Origin of the sequence: Streptomyces sp. SPB162, assembly GCF_029504575.1 — a bacterium.
In the GTDB taxonomy this organism is placed as follows: domain Bacteria; phylum Actinomycetota; class Actinomycetes; order Streptomycetales; family Streptomycetaceae; genus Actinacidiphila.
This window is the reverse complement of sequence record NZ_JAQFII010000001.1, coordinates 1,828,097-1,846,905: the sequence shown is the minus strand read 5'-3', so window position 1 is coordinate 1,846,905 and position 18,809 is coordinate 1,828,097. Positions and strand designations below refer to the sequence as shown.

Below are 18,809 nucleotides of genomic sequence, written 5' to 3'. Positions count from 1 at the left end.
CTGGGCGTACGGCTCGTACGGCGTCGTCCGACTCAAGGCCGTCCCTTCCGTCGGGGGTTGCTGCGGGGGTTGCTTCGGTGCGGTCGGGGGCGCGGGCGGTTTACGCCTTGGACTCGCGCAACGCGCGCCGGGCCACCGGGTCGGCCCGGCGGAAACCGTGGAAGTGCCCCGGGTGGTACAGGTGCGAGCGGGTGCCGGACGCCGCGAGCGCGGGGCCGACGAGGAAGAGGGTGTGCTTCCAGAGCTTGTGCTCCTTGACCGTCTCCTCGAGCGTCGCGATCGTGCAGCGCAGCACCAGCTCCTCCGGCCAGGTCGCCTGGTGGGCGATCACCACCGGCGTCTCCGTCGGATAGCCGCCCTCCAGCAGCTCCGTGACCAGCTGGCCCGACCGGGCGGCCGACAGGAACAGCGCCATCGTCGTGCCGTGCCGGGCGAACTCCCGTACCTCCTCGCCCGGCGGCATCGGCGTCTTGCCGCCGCCCAGCCGGGTCAGGATCACGGACTGCGCGACCTCGGGGATCGTCAGCTCGCGCTGCGCGATCGCCGCGACCGCGGAGAAGGACGAGACGCCCGGAACGATCTCGACCTCGATGCCGAGCCCGTCGAGCCGGTCGACCTGCTCCTGGGTGCCGCCCCACAGGGCCGGGTCGCCGGAGTGGATCCGCGCCACCTTCAGGTCCTCGGCCTGCGCCCGCTCGTAGACCGCGACGACGTCCTCCAGCGACATCGTCGCCGAGTCCAGGATCTCCGCGCCCTCACGGGCGTGCTCCAGCACCTCCGCCTGCACCAGGCTCGCCGCCCAGATGACGATGTCGGCGGCGGCGATGGCGCGGGCCGCCCGGAACGTCAACAGGTCGGCGGCGCCGGGCCCCGCCCCCACGATGGTCACCTTGCCGGTCACAGCTTGCCTCCACGGGTGTCCCGGCGAGCGGGCGCGATCAGTGTCGAGAGATAGGGGAGCGGGCCTTCGAGCAGCTCGGCGGCGGGCCGGATCGACTCCTCGGGCAGCCCGAGCGCGGAACCCCACACGGCGCCCTCGGTCCTGCCGGTCTCGCGCAACGCGGTCGCGACCTCCGCCGCCAGCCGTCCGAACTTGTACGCCACGACGGTGCCGGGACCCTCCAGGGCCTCCTTCAGCACCGCCGACCCGGCGGTGACGGGCACGAGCGTCAGCGGCTCGGTCCCCTCGGCCAGCACGGCGCCGCTGCGCGCGGCCAGGTCCTGCATTGCGGTGATGCCGGGGATGGTCTCGACGGCGACGCCGGCGACCAGCTCCCCGACGGTCAGCGCGAGATACGTGAACGTCGAGTAGACGTTGGGGTCGCCGATCGTCGCGAACGCCACCGTGCCGTGCGTGCGCAGCAGCTCGGCCACCTGCTCGCCCGCCGCGTCCCACGCGGCCTCGCGCCGGGCCCGGTCGGTCCGCTCATTGAGCGCGAACACGATCCTGATGATCTTCGCCTGCTCCACGTAGTGCAGCACGGTCGCCTCGGCCCTGCCGCGTTCGAGGGTGTCCATGACGGGGACGACCACGACCGCCGCCGCCCGCAGGGCGTTCACCCCCTTGACGGTCACCAGCTCCGGATCGCCGGGGCCCACCCCGACCCCGATCAGCCGACCGCTCATGTCGCACACCTCTCCACCAGTCTTCGGGCCACGCTCGGAACGGCGGCCCAGTGCACATGCAGATACGAGGCGTGCACGCCCCCGTGGACGAATCCTTCGACGCGGCGCTCCGGCCGCGTCACCCCCCACGCGGGCGTGGCGCCCGCGCCCGGTTCGACGACCGTGCGGTGGAACTCGTGTCCGCGCACCCGCGTTCCGACCTCCGCCAGAACGCTGTCCGAGACCGCCACCGCCTCGCGATATCCGAGCGTCAGCCGCTCCGACATCCGCGCGGTCGCGTCGAGCACCCCGCACATCGGTCTGCCCTCCAGCTCCCGCGCCAGATAGAGCAGCCCCGCGCACTCGGCGGCGACCGGTGCCCCCGACTCGGCGAGCGCCGCCACGGCCTTGCGCAGCGGCTCGTTGGCCGAGAGCTCGGGCGCGTACACCTCCGGGAAGCCGCCGCCGATCACCAGGCCGGCGGCGTGGTCGGGGAGGGCTTCGTCCCGGAGCGGGTCGAAGGTCACGACCTCCGCGCCGGCGGCCGTCAGCAGTTCCGCGTGCTCCGCGTACGAGAACGTGAACGCGGGCCCGCCCGCGACGGCGATCACCGGGCGCCCGCGGCGGGGCGTCTCCCCGACCCCGGGGAAGAGCCCCGCAGGGTCCCACGGCTGCGCGTCCAACGCCGGGGCGCTGCGCGCCAGCGCCAGCAGCGCGTCCATGTCGCAGCCCTCGCGGACCTGGGCCGCCATCGCGCGGACCGCCGCGACCGCGTCGGCGCTGCGTTCGGCGACCGGGACCAATCCCAGATGCCTCGACGGCGTAGCCACCTGCTCGGCTCGGCGCAGGGCGCCGAGGACCGGGACGCCGGACTCGTCCAGCGCTTCGCGCAGGAGAGCCTCGTGGCGGTCGGAGCCGACCTTGTTGAGGATGACGCCCGCGAGGCGCACCTCCGGGTCCCAGGACGCGAAGCCGTGCACCAGCGCGGCCACCGAGCGGGACTGCGACGACGCGTCGACGACCAGCACCACCGGCGCGCGCAGCAGCTTCGCCACATGCGCGGTCGACGCCAGTTCACCCTGCCCGGCGGCCCCGTCGTACAGGCCCATGACGCCCTCGACGACCGCCAGGTCCGTTCCGGCGACACCGTGCAGGAAGAGCGGGGCGACGAGATCGGGCCCGCACAGGAAGGCATCGAGGTTCCGCCCCGGGCGGCCGGTGGCCAGCGCGTGGTAGCCCGGGTCGATGTAGTCGGGGCCGACCTTGTGCGGGGACACGGCGAGGCCGGACCCGGTGAAGGCCGCCATCAGCCCGGTGGCCACGGTGGTCTTGCCGCTGCCCGACGAGGGCGCGGCGATGACCAGACGGGGGACGGACGTCACCACTCGATGCCCCTCTGGCCCTTCTGCCCCGCGTCCATCGGGTGCTTGACCTTGGACATGTCGGTGACGAGGTCGGCGGCGCCGACCAGCTTCTCCGGCGCGTTGCGGCCGGTGATGACCACGTGCTGGGTCCCGGGCCGGTCGTTCAGCACCTGGATCACCTCGTCGGTGTCCACCCAGCCCCAGTGCATCGGGTACGCGAACTCGTCGAGCACGTACAGCTGGTAGGTCTCGGCGGCCAGGTCCCGCTTGACCTGCTCCCAGCCCTCGCGCGCCGCCTCCTCGCTGTCGGCGATGTCGCGCTGCACCCAGGACCAGCCCTCGCCCATCTTGTGCCAGGCGACGGTGCCGCCCTCGCCGGAATCGCCGAGCACGCGCAGCGCCCGTTCCTCGCCGACCTTCCACTTCGCCGACTTGACGAACTGGAACACCCCGATCGGCCAGCCCTGGTTCCACGCGCGCAGCGCGAGCCCGAAGGCGGCCGTCGACTTCCCCTTGCCGATGCCGGTGTGCACGATCGTCAGCGGCCGGTTGCGGCGCTGGCGCGTCGTGAGCCCGTCGTCCGGCACGCTGCTCGGCTGTCCCTGCGGCATTACGCGGCCCTCCGCACATCCCGTACGAGCGCGGACACGGTGTCCGCGCGCAGTTCCTCCAACGTCACGGCGGTCCCCGCCAGGTCGGCGGCGAGCGCGCCCGCGAGGCCGAGCCGCACGGGGCCCGACTCGCAGTCGACGACGACCGACGCCACACCCTCGGCGTTGAGCAGCCGCGCCGCCCGCGAGGCGAGCTGCACGGGCTCGGGTCCGCCGGTCGCCCGGCCGTCCGTCACCACGACCAGCAGCGGCCGGCGGGACGCGTCCCGCAGCCGCTCGATCCGTAGCACCTCGCGCGCCTTCAGCAGTCCGGCCGCCAACGGCGTCCTGCCACCCGTCGGCAGCACCTGCAGCCGCGCGGCGCCCGCCTCGACCGACGACGTCGGCGGCAGCGCCAGTTCGGCGTCGGCGCCACGGAAGGTGATCATCCCGATCTTGTCGCGCCGCTGGTACGCGTCCATCAGCAGCGACAGGACAGCGCCCTTGACGGCGGTCATCCGCTGCCGGGCGGCCATGGAGCCGGAGGCGTCCACGACGAACAGCACCAGATTCGACTCCTTCCCCTCCCGCACCGCCTGCCGCAGATCGTCCTTCCGGATCACCAGCCCGGGGCCGCTGCGCCCGCGCGCCCGCTGGTGCGGGGCCGCCGCGTGCACCGTGGCCGCCAGATGCAGCTTCGTCAACTGGCCCTGCGGGCGGCGAGCGCTGGTCGTCCTGCCGTGCGCCGTCCGCGCGCGAGACCGGCGGCCGGCCGCGCCCTCGCCCATGCCGGGGATGGTGAACGCCTTGGTCTTGAACGGATCGCCGGCCGGAGCGGCACTCTGCTCGCCGCCGCCCGCCGCCCCACCCTGCGGCTGCTCCGAGGAGTCGGAAGCGGCGTCCTGCGGCCCGTCGTCCCGGCCGCCCTCGGGACCACCCTCCGGCGGCTGCCCGCCGCCGTCGTCCGGCCCCTCCGGATCCGGGTCGTCCTCCGGGTCGGAGCCGCCGCTGTTCTGCTCCAGCGTGTCGTCGAGCTTCGACTCGTCGAGGCCCGGCGCGTCGAAGGGGTTGCGGCGCCGCCGGTGCGGCAGCGCCAGCAGCGCCGCCTGCCGGACGTCCTCCGCGATGACCTCGGTCCGCCCGTCCCACGCCGCCAGCGCGGTCGCGGTACGCGCCATCACGATGTCCGCGCGCATCCCGTCGACCTCGAACGCCGCGCAGGTCGCCGCGATCTGGCGCAGCGCCCGGTCCCCGAGCACCACGGACGGCAGCAGCGCCCGCGCCGCCACGATCCGCGCGCGCAGCTCGTCCTCGTCGCCGGCCCACTTCCCGGCGAACGCCGCCGGGTCCTCGTCGTACGCGAGCCGGCGGCGCACGACCTCGACGCGCTCGTCCGTCTCGCGGGACGCCGCGACCTCCACCGTCAGCCCGAACCGGTCGAGGAGCTGCGGGCGCAGCTCGCCCTCCTCCGGGTTCATGGTGCCGACGAGCAGGAAGCGGGCGGCGTGCCGTACGGAGACGCCCTCGCGCTCGACGTAGGAGGCGCCCATGGCGGCGGCGTCCAGCAGCAGGTCGACCAGGTGGTCGTGGAGCAGGTTGACCTCGTCGACGTAGAGGACACCGCGGTGCGCGTCGGCCAGCAGCCCCGGCTCGAACGACTTCTTGCCCTCTGACAGGGCGCGTTCGATGTCCAGCGAACCGACCAGCCGGTCCTCCGACGCCCCGACCGGCAACTCCACCATCCGCGCCGCGCGGGCGGTGCCCGCACCGCCCGCGTGCGGCCCGTCCGGGCACGCCGGGTCCGGCGCCGCCGGATCGCAACTGAACCGGCACCCGGCGACGACGGCGACGTCCGGCAGCAGCGAGGAGAGCGCCCGCACGGCCGTGGACTTGGCGGTGCCCTTCTCGCCGCGCACGAGCACCCCGCCGACCGCCGGCGACACGGCGTTGAGCAGCAGCGCGAGCCGCAGGTCGGTCATCCCGACGATCGCGGTGAACGGGTAAGGGGTGCTCATGAGTCGCCTTCCAGGTCGCCTTCGAGCTGCAGATAGATCTCGCGGAGCCGGTCCAGGGTCTCCGGGTCGGGTTCGGCCCACAGCTGCCGGTCGGCGGCTTCCAGGAGCCGTTCCGTGATGCCGCGCAAGGCCCAGGGGTTGGACTTCTTCATGAAGTCCTGGTTCTCCTTGTCGAACACGTACTCCGCCGCGAGGCGCTGGTACATCCAGTCGTCCACGACGCCCGCCGTCGCGTCGTAGCCGAAGAGGTAGTCGACGGTGGCGGCCATCTCGAAGGCGCCCTTGTAGCCGTGCCGGCGCATCGCGGCCATCCAACGGGGGTTGACGACCCGGGCGCGGAAGACGCGGTGGGTTTCCTCGCCCAGCGTGCGGGTCTTGACCTGGTCGGTGGTGGCGCTGTCGCCGACGTAGGCGGCGGGGGAGACGCCCGTCAGGTGGCGCGTCATCGCCACCATGCCGCCGTGGTACTGGAAGTAGTCGTCGGCGTCGACGATGTCGTGCTCACGGGTGTCGACGTTCTTCGCGGCGACCTGGATGCGGCGGAACGCCTGCTCCATGTCCCCGCGCGCCGCCCGCCCGCCCAGGCCGCGCCCGTACGCGTAGCCGCCCCAGACCGCGTAGACCTCGGCGAGGTCGGCGTCCGAGCGCCAGTTGCGGGCGTCGATCAGCGGCAGCAGACCCGCCCCGTAGGCGCCCGGCTTGGAGCCGAAGATGCGGGCCGTCGCCCGGCGGCGGTCGCCGTGTTCCGCGGTGTCCTCGTCGGCGTGCGCGCGGACGTAGTTGGACTCGGCGGGCTCGTCGAGTTCGGCGACGGCCTGGACGGCGTCGTCGAGGAGCTGGATGACGTGCGGGAAGGCGTCCCGGAAGAAGCCGGAGATGCGGACCGTCACGTCGATGCGCGGGCGGCCCAACTCCTCCAGGCCCACCACCTCGAAGCCCGTCACCCGGCGCGACGCGTCGTCCCAGACCGGGCGGCAGCCCAGCAGGGCGAGGATCTCCGCGATGTCGTCGCCCTGGGTGCGCATGCAGGACGTGCCCCACACCGTCAGGCCGACGGACTTGGGGTACGCGCCGGTGTCGGCGAGGTGCCGCGCCAGCAGCGAGTCGGCCAGCGCCGTGCCGACGTCCCAGGCGAGCCGGGACGGGATGGCCTTGGGGTCGACGGAGTAGAAGTTGCGGCCGGTCGGCAGGACGTTGACCAGGCCGCGGGTCGGGGACCCGGAAGGACCGGCCGGCACGTAGCCGCCGCGCAGCGCGCGCAGGATGTTGTCGATCTCGTCGGTGGTGCGCGCCAGGCGGGGCACCACCTCCTCGGCGGCGAACTCCAGGATCCGGACGGCGTCGGCCACCTCCGTGCCCAGCACGTCCCGGACGATCGCGGGCACCGCCGCCCGGCTCCAGCCCGCCTCCTCCATCGCCCCGGCCAGCCGCCGCGCGAGCGTCTCCAGCAGGTCGACGGCGTCGGCGGCGGTCCGCGCGGGCCCGTCCGCGAGCGCGGTCAGCGCGGCCGGCACCGTGACCCGGGCGCCGGGCTCGGCCAGCAGCGCCTTCTCGTCGAGGCCGAACGCCTCGGCCATCGCGGCTCGCAGACCGGGCAGGGCGGCACCGACGCCGCCCCACACCTGGGAGGAGCGCAGGATGGCCAGGACCAGGTTGACGCGGGCCTCGCCGACGGGGCCGCCGCCCAGGATGTGCAGACCGTCGCGGATCTGCACGTCCTTGATCTCGCAGAGCCAGCCGTCGATGTGCATGACGAACTCGTCGAAGGCGTCCTCGTCGGGCTGGTCGTCCACGTGCAGGTCGTGGTGGAGCTCGGCGGCCCGCACCAGCGTCCAGATCTGGCTGCGGACGGCCGGGGTCTTCGCCGGGTCCAGGTCCGAGACGAGCGCGTACTCGTCCAGAAGCTGTTCCAGCTTGGCGAGGTCGCCGTACGTGTCGGCGCGCGCCATCGGCGGCACCAGGTGGTCGACCACGGTCGCGTGGCCGCGCCGCTTGGCCTGGGTGCCCTCGCCCGGGTCGTTGACGATGAACGGGTAGACGAGCGGCAGTTCGCCGAGCACCGCGTCCGGCGCGCACCCCGCCGACAGGCCGAGGCCCTTGCCGGGCAGCCACTCCATGGTGCCGTGCTTGCCCATGTGGACGATCGCGTCGGCGCCGAAGGTCTGGTCGAGCCAACGGTAGGCCGCCAGGTAGTGGTGCGAGGGCGGCATGTCCGGGTCGTGGTAGATCGCGATCGGGTTCTCCCCGAAACCGCGCGGCGGCTGGATCATCACCACGACGTTCCCGAACCGCAGGGACGCCAGGACGATGTCCTCACCGTCGAGGTAGAGGGTGCCCGGCGGCTCGCCCCAGTGCTCCAGCATCCCGGCGCGCAGCTCGGGGTCGAGCGTCGCGAACCACCGCTGGTAGTCGGCGAGCGGGACCCGGGCGGGGGCGGCGGACAGCTGCTCCTCGGTGAGCCACTCGACGTCGTGGCCGCCCGCGGCGATCAGCCGGTGGATCAGCTCGTCGCCCTCCGAGGGGTAGCCGTCGACGGCGTATCCGGCGCCGCGCAGCGCGTCCAGCAGGCCCACCGCCGAAGCGGGGGTGTCGAGGCCGACGGCGTTGCCGACCCGCGAGTGCTTGGTGGGGTACGCGGTGAAGACGACCGCGAGCTTCTTCTCCGCGTTCGGCTTGTGCTTGAGCACGGCGTGCCGGACCGCGATCCCGGCGACGCGCGCGGCGCGCTCGGGGTCGGCGACGTAGACCGGCACGTCGCCCTCGCCGGTCTCCTTGAACGAGAAGGGGACGGTGATCAGCCGGCCGTCGAACTCCGGGATCGCCACCTGCATCGCCGCGTCCATCGGGGACAGGGCCGCGTCGGAGGCCTCCCAGGCCGCGCGGGACGACGTCAGGCACAGGCCCTGGAGGACCGGGATGTCCAGGTCGGCGAGCGCGCCGATGTCCCAGGCCTCGTCGTCCCCGCCCGCCGAGGCGTCGGAGGCGCGGGTGCCGCCGGACGCCAGGACGGTCGCGACCAGCGCGTCCGCCCGGCCGAGCAGCGCGTACAGGCCGTCGTCGGCGCCGCGCAGCGTCCCGCAGTACACCGGCAGCGCGTTGGCGCCCTTCGCCTCGATCGCGGCGCAGAGCGTGTCCACGAAGCCGGTGTTCCCGGACAGTTCGTGGGCGCGGTAGAAGAGCACACCGACGGTCGGGCGGCCCTCGGTGAACGGGTACGCGCCGTGCGTCCCGTACTGCGGCATGGCGGCGGGGGGTTCGAAGCCCTCGCCGGTCAGCAGCACGGTGTCCGACAGGAAGCGGGCCAGCTCCACCAGGTTCGCCGAACCGCCCTCGACCAGGTAGCGCAGCGCCTCCGCGACGACGCCCGCCGGAACGGAGGACTCCGCCATGAGTTCGGCGTCCGGTACCGACTCCCCGCCGAGCAGCACCGTCGGGATGCCGGACGTGCGCAGCGCCGCGAGTCCGTCCTCCCAGGCGCGCTTGCCGCCGAGCAGGCGCACGACGGCGATGTCCGCGCCCTCGGTCAGCGCGGCCAGCTCCTCGGGGGAGATCCGGGTCGGGTTGCCGATCCGGTACTCCGCACCGGAGGCGCGGGCCGCCAGCAGGTCCGTGTCGGCGGTGGACAGAAGCAGAACGGTGGTCACGGTGCCCCCGGAGCAAGTCGTGTGCACGGCATCCCTGGCGGGATTCGTGTTCATGGCATCCCTGGCGGGACGAAGGGGAGGCCGGCGGGTGCGCCGTCCTCGATGAGCCGCATGAGCGCGGCGGTGTCCGCGTGTTCTTCGATCAGGTCGCCGAGGCGGTCGAGCTGTTCCTCGCGCAGCGCCCCGAAGGAGGTGTCGGGGGCGGGGACGAAACGGCGTCCCGCCTGGTCGGCGATCCGGCGCAGGAAGGCGCGGCGGAAGCCGTCGCTCTCCAGCGAGCCGTGCCAGTGGGTGCCCCAGACGGCGCCTGCCCGGCAGCCGTCCAGCGCCCGGCCGTCGTCGTCCGTCATGAAGGGCCCGTCGCCGCCCAGCACTTCGGCGACCCCGTGGTGGATCTCGTACCCCTCGACCGGTTCGCCGAGCGCCTCGCCGACCGGCCTGGCCAGGGTCTTCTCCGCCGCGAACCGGACGCGGACGGGCAGCAGTCCGAGCCCGTCGACCCGGCCGACGCGCGACTCGATGTCGTCCTCGATGCTCTCGCCGAGGATCTGGTAGCCGCCGCAGATGCCCAGCACCGGACGGCCTTCCGCCGCCCGACGGACGATCGCGTCGGCGAGCCCGCGCTCGCGCAGCCAGGCCAGCGCCCTGACGGTGCCCCGGGTGCCGGGCAGCACCACCAGGTCGGCGTCGGCCAGTTCCTGGGGCCGGTCGACGAAGCGCACGACGACGCCGGGCTCGGCGGCCAGCGCGTCGACGTCCGTGAAGTTCGACATCAGCGGCACGGCGACGACCGCGACCCGTAGGAGGTCCTCGCCGTGCGGGGGCGCGACGACCGACTCGCGCACGGCGCCGCGCATCGAGACCCGCAGCCCGTCCTCCTCGTCGATGCCCAGTCCGTGCGCGAACGGCAGCACCCCGTACACCGACCGGCCGGTCAGCCCGCGCAGCATGTCCAGGCCGGGCTCCAGCAGCGAGACGTCGCCGCGGAACTTGTTGACGAGGTAGCCGCAGAGCAACTCCTGGTCCCCGGGGCTCAGCAGCGCCGTCGTGCCGAAGAACGAGGCGAAGACGCCGCCCCGGTCGATGTCGCCGACCACCACGACCGGCAGCCGTGCCGCGCGCGCCAGGCCCATGTTCACGATGTCGTTGTGCCGCAGGTTGATCTCGGCCGGACTGCCCGCCCCTTCACAGATCACCGCGTCATACGTGCCCCGCAGTTCGGCCAGGCACTCCACGACGACGGGGAGCAGTGTGGACTGCTTCCCTCCGTGGTACCCGCGGGCGCTCATCTCTCCCACCGGCTTGCCGAGCAGCACGACCTGGCTGCTGCTGTCGCTGCCGGGTTTGAGCAGCACCGGGTTCATCAGCGCCGTCGGCTCGACCCGCGCCGCCTGCGCCTGCATGGCCTGCGCCCGGCCGATCTCCGCGCCCTCGCGCGTGACGAACGAGTTGAGCGACATGTTCTGCGCCTTGAAGGGCGCGACCTTCACGCCCTGCCGGACCAGCCAGCGGCAGATGCCCGCCGTGACGACGCTCTTGCCCGCGTCGGACGTGGTCCCGGCGACCAGCAGCCCTCCGCCGGTACGGCTCGCGCCGCGAGTACCGCTCATCGGGATCCTTCCTCAACGGACGACAGCGCGGTGGCGGCCAGTCGGCCGCCCACGCAGACCGCCAGCGCCAGCGCGCCGACCCGGCGCGAGAGCCGTACGGCGCGGGCGATGTCGGCGACCTCGGGCGGCCGGTTGGCCGCGCCGAGCACGGCGCGGTGCTCCACGCGGCCGGCGTAGGCGAGCGTGCCGCCGAGCCGGACGCCCAGCGCGCCGGCGAAGGAGGCTTCCACGGGGCCCGCGTTGGGGCTGGGGTGGCCGGCGGCGTCCGCGCGCCAGACGCGCAGCGCGCCGCGCGGGTCGGGGCCGGCGAGCGTGGCCAGGACGGCGGTCAGCCGGGCGCCGGGCCAGCCCGCGACGTCGTCGAGGCGGGCGGCGGCCCAGCCGAACCGGCGGTGGCGCGGCGACTTGTGGCCGGCCATCGCGTCCAGGGTGTTGACGGCGCGGAAGCCGACGAGCCCCGGCACGCCCGCCGCCGCGCCCCACACCAGGGCGCCGACGACCGCGTCCGAGGTGTTCTCGGCGACGGACTCCACGACGGCCCGCGCGATCTGCGCGGCGTCCAGGGCCTGCGGGTCGCGGCCGCACAGGTTCGGCAGCCGCTCGCGGGCGGCTTCGAGGTCGCCGGCCTCCAGCGCGGAACCGATGGCCAGCGCTTCGCGGCCCAGCGAGGCGCCGCCCAGCACCGACCAGGTGACGGCCGCGGTCAGGGCGGCGGTGGCGGCGGGGGAGGGGCGTACGGCGCGGGCGGCCAGCGCGGCGGCGGCGGTCGCGCCGCCCGCGCACAGCGCCGTCCAGAGCGCGCCGCTGCCGCGGTGGTCGCGCCACAGGTGGCGTTCGGCGGCGGCCGCGGCACGTCCGAAGCCGGCGACCGGGTGGCCGCGGCGTGGATCGCCCGCGATCAGGTCGACGAGGTGGCCGAGGGCGGCGCCGCACGCGAAGGCGTGTCCGGCTCGCACGGCGTCAGCCCGCCGTCACGCCTCGACGGGACAGGGCCTGGGAATCCGGTGGAGTACGACGGCGGCCGGGCATGGCAGGAGTCCTCACTCAGGGTCCGCGCCCTGGTTTCGACGTGACCGACGGTGGAGAGTCTCCTGGCTCCCGGATGCGCGCACCCCGGTCCGTCGGGCCGATCGCTCGGCCGTGACGTTCGGGTGGGGTGCACTCCCCGGTGACAGTGGCGGGACCGCGCCGGATTCGCACCGGACTTCCTCTCCTACCGCCGTATGGCACCGGGCAGTCCACCACGTGCCGCGAACCCCGTCAACTCACTGTTGACCTGCGGCGGAAGATGTGCGAAGGCCCACACCCGCGGTTCGCGGATGTGGGCCTTCGACGGGGCGGCGCGGTGATCGCGGGACGGTCGAACGGTGATCGGGCGCTGATCAGGCGACCATCAGGCGACGATCAGGTAGATGCCGTACGCGACGGCCGCCGCGCAGAGCGCGAAGCACGCGTAGGCGCCGGTCCGGGTCAGGGCTGCGGAGGCGCCGGAGACGGCGGCGCCGTCCGCGGCGGACTCCCGCTTGGCGAGCCCGACGATGCCGAGGGTGAAGACGCCCACCAGCCCGATGGTCACCGCGAGGGTGACGCCGAGGACGGTGCCGAGGGCCTGCCAGTCGATCTGCATGGTGCTGGTTCCTTCCGGGCCGGGATCAGGCCGTGGCCGGTGCGGCGTCGACGGGGCCGACGACGGACGCGGGAGCCGGGATGGTCGCGGCGAGCGGAGCGACGGGGCCGGCGGGCGGCGGGGTGACGGCCGCGATGGCGGCGGTGACCGCACCCTGCGGCTCGGCCGGGAGTTCGTTGACGTTGCTGTGGTCGATCGGCTTGCGGCGCGAGGCCAGCCAGATCGCGGTGCAGGCGGTGAGCGCCAGGACGGCGACCGCCGTGATGCCCCATCTGCCCTGGTCGGCCAGCAGCGCGGCGCCGGCGGCCACCAGGCCGGCGGCGGGCAGCGTCAGGCCCCATGCGGCGACCATGCGGCCCGCGGTGCTCCAGCGGACCACGGCGCCCTTGCGGCCCACACCGGAGCCCATCACGGAGCCGGAGCAGACCTGCGTCGTGGAGAGCGCGAAGCCGAGGTGCGAGGAGGCCAGGATGGTGGCCGCCGCGCCGGTCTGGGCGGCGAAGCCCTGCGGCGCCTCGATGTCGGTGAGGCCCTTGCCCATGGTGCGGATGATGCGCCAGCCGCCGAGGTACGTGCCGAGCGCGATGGCGCTGCCCGCCGCGACGATGACCCACATCGGCGGGTCGGCGTGCGGGGCGACGACCCCGCCGGTGATCAGCGCGAGGGTGATGACGCCCATGGTCTTCTGCGCGTCGTTGGTGCCGTGCGCGAGCGAGACGAGCCCGGCCGAGGCGATCTGCCCGGCGCGGTACCCCTTGGCGGTCGCCTTCGGGTCGCTGTTCCGGCCGATGCGGTAGGTGAGCTTCGTGGCGAGCATCGCCGCCAGGCCCGCGACGATCGGGGCGGCGAGCGCCGGGATCAGGACCTTCATGACGACCTTGTCGCCGTTGACGCCGTGGGCGCCGACGGAGACCAGGGTGGCGCCGATCAGGCCGCCGAACAGTGCGTGGGAGGAGCTGGACGGGAGCCCGGCCAGCCAGGTCAGCATGTTCCAGACGATGGCGCCGACCAGGCCCGCGAAGATGACTTCGGGCCGGATCCCGGCGCTCTCGTCGATGATGCCGCCGGAGATGGTCTTGGCGACCTCCACGGACAGGAAGGCGCCGACGAGGTTCAGCACGGCGGACATGGCCACCGCCGTCTTGGGCTTGAGTGCGCCGGTGGAGATGGTGGTGGCCATCGCGTTGGCGGTGTCGTGGAAACCGTTCGTGAAATCAAACACGAGTGCGGTCACGATCACGATTCCGATCAGGAGCGTGATGTGTTCCATGTACCCAGGCAATCGTTTGATCGGACAGTGGCGATGGCGACCGTACGGAGCCTGAGTGAACGGAAGGTTAACTGGTGGCGGCCGCATGGTGCCGGTGTCCGCGCGTCCGATTCTCCGGGCCACGGCGGGTGTTGGACGGTTCAGGCGCCCCTTGGGGACCGGCTCCGGCGCGGTCCGGGCACCGTGTCCGGTATCACCCGGAAATTCCGTACGGCGCCGCCCGCGGGTCGCGCTCAGTGCCGCCCGGAGATCCGGTCGGCGACGCGCGCCACCGGGTCGGTCTCGCTGCTGCGTCCGGCCAGCTCACGGCGGTCCGCGCCGCGGTAGGCCGCGTACATCCCGTGCACCCCGATCCAGCGGAACGGCTCCGGTTCCCAGCGCCGCACCCGGTGCCCCACCCAGGGCAGCGCCGTCAGCTCGGTGCCGTGGCCCTGGCCCGAGTCCAGCTGCACCAGGTCGCGCAGGGTCCGCGCCGCCAGATTCGCCGTCGCGACGCCGCTGCCGACGTAGCCGCCCGCCCAGCCGAGCCCTGTGGCCCGGTCCAGCTCCACGCTCGCGCACCAGTCGCGCGGCACGCCCAGCACCCCTGACCAGGCGTGATCGATGGCCACCCCGGCGGTCGCGGGGAAGAAGCGGACCAAGATCTCGCGCAGCGCCTCGACCGTGGCCGGCTGGGTGCGCCCGTCGTTGTCGGTCCGCGAACCGAAGCGGTAGGGCACCCCGCGGCCGCCCAGCGCGATCCGGTCGTCGGCGGTGCGCTGCGCGTACATGTACGCGTGCGCCATGTCGCCGAGGGTCTCGCGGCCGTCCCAGCCGATGGTGTCCCAGACCTGCCGCGGCAGCGGCTCGGTGGCGATCATCGACGAGTTCATCGGCAGCCAGGCCCGCTTCTGCCCCTTGATCGAGGCCGTGAAGCCCTCGGTGCAGCGCAGCACGTACGGGGCGCGCACGGTTCCGTAAGGGGTGATCGCGTGCTTCGGTTTGATCTCGGTCACCGCGGTGGACTCGTGGATCACCACCCCCAGTGCCTCGACGGCCTTCGCCAGCCCCTGCAGCAGCTTCACCGGATGTATACGAGCGCCGTGCGGCGTCCAGGTGCCGCCGGAGGTCCCGGCGACCCGGATCCGCTCCGCGGACTCGCGGGCGCCCAGCAGCAACCGGTCCTTCTCGCCGAAGGCCACCTCGGCCTCGTGGAACGCCTTCAGCCGGGCGAGCTGCGCGGGGGAGTGCGCCACCTCCAGCACCCCGCCCTTGACGATGTCGGCGTCGATGCCCTCCTCGGCGGCGATCCGCACCACCTCGTCCACCGTCTCGTTCATCGCGTGCTGCAGCGCCACGGCGGCGTCATGGCCGTGCAGCTTCGCGTACCGGTCGCGGCCCGCGATGCCGTTGTAGAGCCAGCCGCCGTTGCGCCCGGACGCGCCGTAGCCGCAGAACTTCTGCTCCAGGACGGTGATCCGCAGGAACGGCACGGCCTTCTTGAGGTAGTACGCCGTCCACAGCCCCGTGTAGCCGCCCCCGACGATGCAGACGTCGGCGGTGGTGTCCCCCGGCAGTGGCTCGCGGGGCACGGGCACGCCGGTCTGCGAGTACCAGAAGGAGATGCCGCCGTTGACGGTGGTCATGATGCCCCTGCAATCCGTGTGCGTTCGGCCGTGGTGTGCGGCCGGTGGTGTGCGGGACGGTACTGCGCCCCGCGAGCACGCGGCAACGGCCAACCTGTAAGGATCGACGGATGCGCGATGCCATGGAGAAAGCCTGGTCGGAACTGGTCGCCACGGCCCGGCGAAGCGTCACGGACGGCCTGGTGGTCGGTACGTCCGGCAATGTCTCGGTCCGGGTGGGCGATCTGGTGCTGGTGACCCCGACCGGCGTCCCGTACGACCGGCTCGGCCCGGTCGACGCCGTCGCCGTCGACCTGGACGGCCGCCAGGTCTCCGGACGGCTGCGCCCCACCAGTGAACTGCCGATGCACCTGGCCGTCTACCGCGGCACGGACGCGCGGGCCGTCGTGCACACCCACGCGGTCCACGCCACGGCCGTCTCGACGCTGGTGGACGAGCTCCCCTCGATCCACTACATGGCGGCCGCGATGGGTGGCCGGATCCGGGTCGCGGGATACGCCCTCTACGGGACGGACGAGCTGGCCGAGCGGGTGCTGGAAGCGCTGCGCGACCGCAGCGCGTGCCTGCTGCGCAACCACGGCACCGTCGCGTACGGGGACACGCTGGACCAGGCGTACGACCGTACGGCGCAGCTGGAGTGGATGTGCCGGGTCTGGCTCACCGCCCGCTCCGTCCCCGGGCTGACCCCCGCCCTGCTGTCGGACGCACAGATGGACGAGGCGGCCGGGCGGCTGCGCGGCTACGGCCAGCCGGGCCGACGGCGTCCAGGCGGCAGCGCCCCCTGACACGGGCGGCCGACGTCCACTGGCCGCATCGCGCCGCTGCGCGGACACTGGAACCGATGCGTAAGCGAACCGTGGCGGTCCTTGCCGCCACCACCGTGATCGGTGCCGGGGCGGCCGTTGTGGCGGCCGGACGGTACGTGTCCGACGTTGCCCTCAAGCCGTCCACCGACGGCGCGGAACCGGACGAATGGCTGACCGTCCACGCCACCGCGGCGGGCCAGGTCACCCTGACGCGCGCCCTGGCCTCCCTGCGGCCGGGCGTCTACGGCCTGTCCGGCGACGGCGTGCACGCCGCGGTCGGCGAGGTGCTGTGGACGACGCCGGGCACGGTCGCGCGGCGCCTGGACCGCGTGTACACCGGTGCGCTGGATCCGGGCACCAGGGTGCGGTTGACGGCCCAGGTCCACGCGGGCGACCCGCGCGGCGCCCTCGGTCTTGACTACGCCGAGGTGCTGGTGCCGGGCGAACTCGGCCCGCTGCCCGCCTGGTTCGTCCCCGGGGACCGCTCGACGTGGGTGATCGCCGTGCACGGCCTGGGCACCACCCGCGAACTCCCGCTCAACGTCCTGCCCGCCCTGAGCGGGCACCGCTTCCCGGTGCTCGGCCTCGGCTACCGCAACGATCCCGGCGCCCCGGCCTCACCCGACGGCCTCGGCCACCTCGGCGACACCGAATGGCGCGACCTGGACGCGGCGATGCGGTACGCCGTCGAGTACGGCGCCGAACGGATCGTGCTCTACGGGTGGTCGACGGGCGCCACGATGGCCCTGCGGGCCGCCGACCACTCGGGGCTGCGGGACCGGATCAGCGGGCTGATCCTCGATTCGCCCGTTCTGGACTGGAAGTCGACCGTGCGCTCCGCGGCGTTTTCGCACGGCGTGCCGGGAGCGCTGGTGCCGCTCGGCGTGCGCGCCGCGGAGGGGCGCACGGGGCTGCATGCGGAACGTATCTCGGACGCCGCCGACCCAGACCGGCTGAGCGTCCCCACCCTCATCGCGCATGGTCCCGACGACACCCTCTCGTCCTGGTCAGGCTCGCGCCAACTCGCCGCGAGACGACCGGAACTGGTCACGCTGCACACCGTCCCCGGGGCCTCCCACGGCGCTATGTGGAATGTCGACCCGGTGGCGTACGAAGAGGCTCTGCGGCGATTTCTGACCCCCCTGATGTAGCGCTCGGCGCGGGGCCGGGAGCACAGCGTGAGGGGCGCCGCCCCGGAGCGCGTTTGGGATTCTGGGGCCTCACCCGGGACACTGCTCCAGTGACGTCCCGTACTTCGCGAGACACTCCGCTCCGTCTTGTCCCCCGACGACCCTCCCTGGCCTTCGCCGTGGGGGGCTCCGCCGCCCGCCCCACGGCGACGGCGCGGCGCTCCCGGCCGCCGCGGCCGCCCGAGGGCACCCCCGCGCTCTCCGAGCTCGCGCGCCAGGCACGTGCCGAACTCGCCGACACCGTCCGCCTCGCGCGGTGGTCCGAAGCGGGCCCCGGCACCGCCGGCCCGACCGGGATACTTCCCGACGCCGACGTCCAGCAGGCGGCAGCCGAGCTGGAGTTGACGGAACGGCAGATCCGGTCCGGCTGGGACCGCGCCCGGCTCGCCGGCCTGATCGAACTCCACCGGGGGACCGCCCGCCCCGGCTGGCGGCTGCGCGCCTGGGACCGCGACAACACCGCCGTACTGCGTGGCTGGGTCGCGCTCTTCGACGCCTGGTCCCTCGCGCATCCCCCCGGCGACTCCGCCGCGGCGGACCCCTCGCTGGTGGCCGAGGTCGTCGAGGCCACCCCCCAGCTGCTGTCCTTCCTGCACCTGTCCTCGGGGCCGGTGCCGGTCGACACCCTGCTCGACCTGCTGCGCCAGCGGGTCGCGGAGCTGCGGACCGAACGGCACGAGCCGCCCGCCGACGGCGCCCACGACCCGCTGCCCGGGCTCCTGGACTGGGTGCTCGACGCGGTGGCCGGGGTCGGCGCGCTGCAGCCGCGCGACGCCTGCTCCGACACCCGGGAGGTCGTGCTCACCCCGCTCGGCAACTGGGCGGTCTGGGTCAAGCTGGAGCAGATCTGTGTGGCCGCCCAGGGCCCGGCCGGCCACATCGAGCAGCCCGCCGAGAACATGCTGCGCGCCTGCGCGCGGCTGTCCCCCGGCCCGGCCCGCGCCGAGTACCGCGCCTGGCTCGCCGCCCGGCCCGCCGGCCTGGCCGTCGCCGAGCTGCTGGAGACCGCCCGCGGTGACGACGCGCTGCTGCGCGGCCTGGCCTTCGAGGCGCTCCGGGTGGTCGGGGCGCCCGCCGAGCCCGCCGTCCGCGCCGCCTCGGAGGAGCCGACGCTGCGTCCGTACGCGCTGCTGTGGCTGGCCGAGCAGGACGGCGACGACCCGGAGGCCGTCGCGGGGCTGCTGACGCGCGAGGAGACGGCCTGGCTGTGGGTGGACACCGCCGCGGCCGTCGCCGACCACGGCGAGGGGCAGCTGCTCGTCAGCCACCTCGACGCGGCGGTGGAGGGCTCGGTGCGGTCGCTCCTGGTGGAGATCCGCGGCGCGGGGCACCCCCGTACCGTCCAGGTGCTCGTGGCGCTGGCCGCCGCGCACCCGGACCCGGCCGTCGCCAAGGCCGTCCGCCGCGCCGCCTTCCAGGTGCACACCGGCGGCGTCTGAAGGACTACGGCGAACGGTGCGGCC

General features: G+C 74.0%; 14 protein-coding genes and 1 riboswitch. Of the genes, 3 read left to right on the top strand and 11 right to left on the bottom strand.

The window, feature by feature from the left end:
- Positions 1-100: 100 nt before the first annotated feature.
- From cobM to M2266_RS08530, 11 genes are all read right to left on the bottom strand, one after another.
- A complete protein-coding gene (gene cobM, locus M2266_RS08580) occupies positions 101-901 on the bottom strand; it encodes a precorrin-4 C(11)-methyltransferase (RefSeq protein ID WP_277437632.1) in 801 nt (266 codons plus the stop codon).
- A complete protein-coding gene (cobI, locus tag M2266_RS08575) occupies positions 898-1,626 on the bottom strand; it encodes a precorrin-2 C(20)-methyltransferase (RefSeq protein ID WP_277437631.1) in 729 nt (242 codons plus the stop codon). The genes cobM and cobI overlap by 4 nt, the downstream gene beginning before the upstream one ends.
- Positions 1,623-2,987: a cobyrinate a,c-diamide synthase gene (locus M2266_RS08570; RefSeq protein WP_277437630.1), complete on the bottom strand. Its 1,365-nt coding sequence runs from the start codon at positions 2,985-2,987 to the stop codon at positions 1,623-1,625. The genes cobI and M2266_RS08570 overlap by 4 nt, the downstream gene beginning before the upstream one ends.
- A complete protein-coding gene (gene cobO, locus M2266_RS08565) occupies positions 2,984-3,580 on the bottom strand; it encodes a cob(I)yrinic acid a,c-diamide adenosyltransferase (RefSeq protein ID WP_277437629.1) in 597 nt (198 codons plus the stop codon). Before cobO ends, M2266_RS08570 begins: the two co-directional genes overlap by 4 nt.
- The gene (locus M2266_RS08560) at positions 3,580-5,574 is read right to left on the bottom strand and encodes a putative cobaltochelatase (RefSeq protein WP_277437628.1); all 1,995 of its coding nucleotides are present in this window, start codon (positions 5,572-5,574) and stop codon (positions 3,580-3,582) included. The genes cobO and M2266_RS08560 overlap by 1 nt, the downstream gene beginning before the upstream one ends.
- Positions 5,571-9,218 carry a cobaltochelatase subunit CobN gene (cobN, locus tag M2266_RS08555; protein ID WP_277437627.1) on the bottom strand — a complete coding sequence of 1,216 codons (3,648 nt, stop codon included), beginning with the start codon at positions 9,216-9,218 and terminating at the stop codon, positions 5,571-5,573. The genes M2266_RS08560 and cobN overlap by 4 nt, the downstream gene beginning before the upstream one ends.
- 50 nt (positions 9,219-9,268) lie before the next feature.
- Complete coding sequence (locus tag M2266_RS08550; protein ID WP_277437626.1) at positions 9,269-10,828, bottom strand: cobyric acid synthase; 1,560 nt, start codon at positions 10,826-10,828, stop codon at positions 9,269-9,271.
- A complete protein-coding gene (locus M2266_RS08545; RefSeq protein WP_277437625.1) occupies positions 10,825-11,784 on the bottom strand; it encodes a cobalamin biosynthesis protein in 960 nt (319 codons plus the stop codon). Before M2266_RS08545 ends, M2266_RS08550 begins: the two co-directional genes overlap by 4 nt.
- A gap of 107 nt (positions 11,785-11,891) precedes the next feature.
- Positions 11,892-12,086, bottom strand: a riboswitch (cobalamin riboswitch).
- 135 nt (positions 12,087-12,221) lie between these two features.
- Positions 12,222-12,455: a hypothetical protein gene (locus tag M2266_RS08540; protein ID WP_277437624.1), complete on the bottom strand. Its 234-nt coding sequence runs from the start codon at positions 12,453-12,455 to the stop codon at positions 12,222-12,224.
- 25 nt (positions 12,456-12,480) lie between these two features.
- On the bottom strand, positions 12,481-13,725 hold the full coding sequence (locus M2266_RS08535; protein WP_277437623.1) for an inorganic phosphate transporter: 1,245 nt from the start codon (positions 13,723-13,725) through the stop codon (positions 12,481-12,483).
- Between the two features lie 233 nt (positions 13,726-13,958).
- Complete coding sequence (locus M2266_RS08530) at positions 13,959-15,350, bottom strand: FAD-dependent oxidoreductase (protein ID WP_277437622.1); 1,392 nt, start codon at positions 15,348-15,350, stop codon at positions 13,959-13,961.
- 110 nt (positions 15,351-15,460) lie between these two features.
- Between M2266_RS08530 and M2266_RS08525 the strand changes: the two genes are divergently transcribed.
- From M2266_RS08525 to M2266_RS08515, 3 genes are all read left to right on the top strand, one after another.
- The gene (locus tag M2266_RS08525; RefSeq protein ID WP_277437621.1) at positions 15,461-16,135 is read left to right on the top strand and encodes a class II aldolase/adducin family protein; all 675 of its coding nucleotides are present in this window, start codon (positions 15,461-15,463) and stop codon (positions 16,133-16,135) included.
- 56 nt (positions 16,136-16,191) lie between these two features.
- Complete coding sequence (locus tag M2266_RS08520) at positions 16,192-17,307, top strand: alpha/beta fold hydrolase (protein WP_277437620.1); 1,116 nt, start codon at positions 16,192-16,194, stop codon at positions 17,305-17,307.
- Between the two features lie 89 nt (positions 17,308-17,396).
- Positions 17,397-18,785, top strand: coding sequence for a hypothetical protein (locus M2266_RS08515; protein ID WP_277437619.1), 1,389 nt, complete (start codon positions 17,397-17,399; stop codon positions 18,783-18,785).
- Positions 18,786-18,809 lie beyond the last annotated feature (24 nt).

What these genes read in the sequence shown, in the direction of transcription:
- M2266_RS08540 (WP_277437624.1), bottom strand. Translation starts at nt 12,455, where the DNA reads ATGCAGATCGACTGGCAGGCCCTCGGCACCGTCCTCGGCGTCACCCTC.
- M2266_RS08520 (WP_277437620.1), top strand. Translation starts at nt 16,192, where the DNA reads ATGCGTAAGCGAACCGTGGCGGTCCTTGCCGCCACCACCGTGATCGGT.
- cobO (WP_277437629.1), bottom strand. Translation starts at nt 3,580, where the DNA reads ATGCCGCAGGGACAGCCGAGCAGCGTGCCGGACGACGGGCTCACGACG.
- M2266_RS08560 (WP_277437628.1), bottom strand. Translation starts at nt 5,574, where the DNA reads ATGAGCACCCCTTACCCGTTCACCGCGATCGTCGGGATGACCGACCTG.
- cobI (WP_277437631.1), bottom strand. Translation starts at nt 1,626, where the DNA reads ATGAGCGGTCGGCTGATCGGGGTCGGGGTGGGCCCCGGCGATCCGGAG.
- M2266_RS08535 (WP_277437623.1), bottom strand. Translation starts at nt 13,725, where the DNA reads ATGGAACACATCACGCTCCTGATCGGAATCGTGATCGTGACCGCACTC.
- M2266_RS08530 (WP_277437622.1), bottom strand. Translation starts at nt 15,350, where the DNA reads ATGACCACCGTCAACGGCGGCATCTCCTTCTGGTACTCGCAGACCGGC.
- M2266_RS08550 (WP_277437626.1), bottom strand. Translation starts at nt 10,828, where the DNA reads ATGAGCGGTACTCGCGGCGCGAGCCGTACCGGCGGAGGGCTGCTGGTC.
- M2266_RS08525 (WP_277437621.1), top strand. Translation starts at nt 15,461, where the DNA reads ATGCGCGATGCCATGGAGAAAGCCTGGTCGGAACTGGTCGCCACGGCC.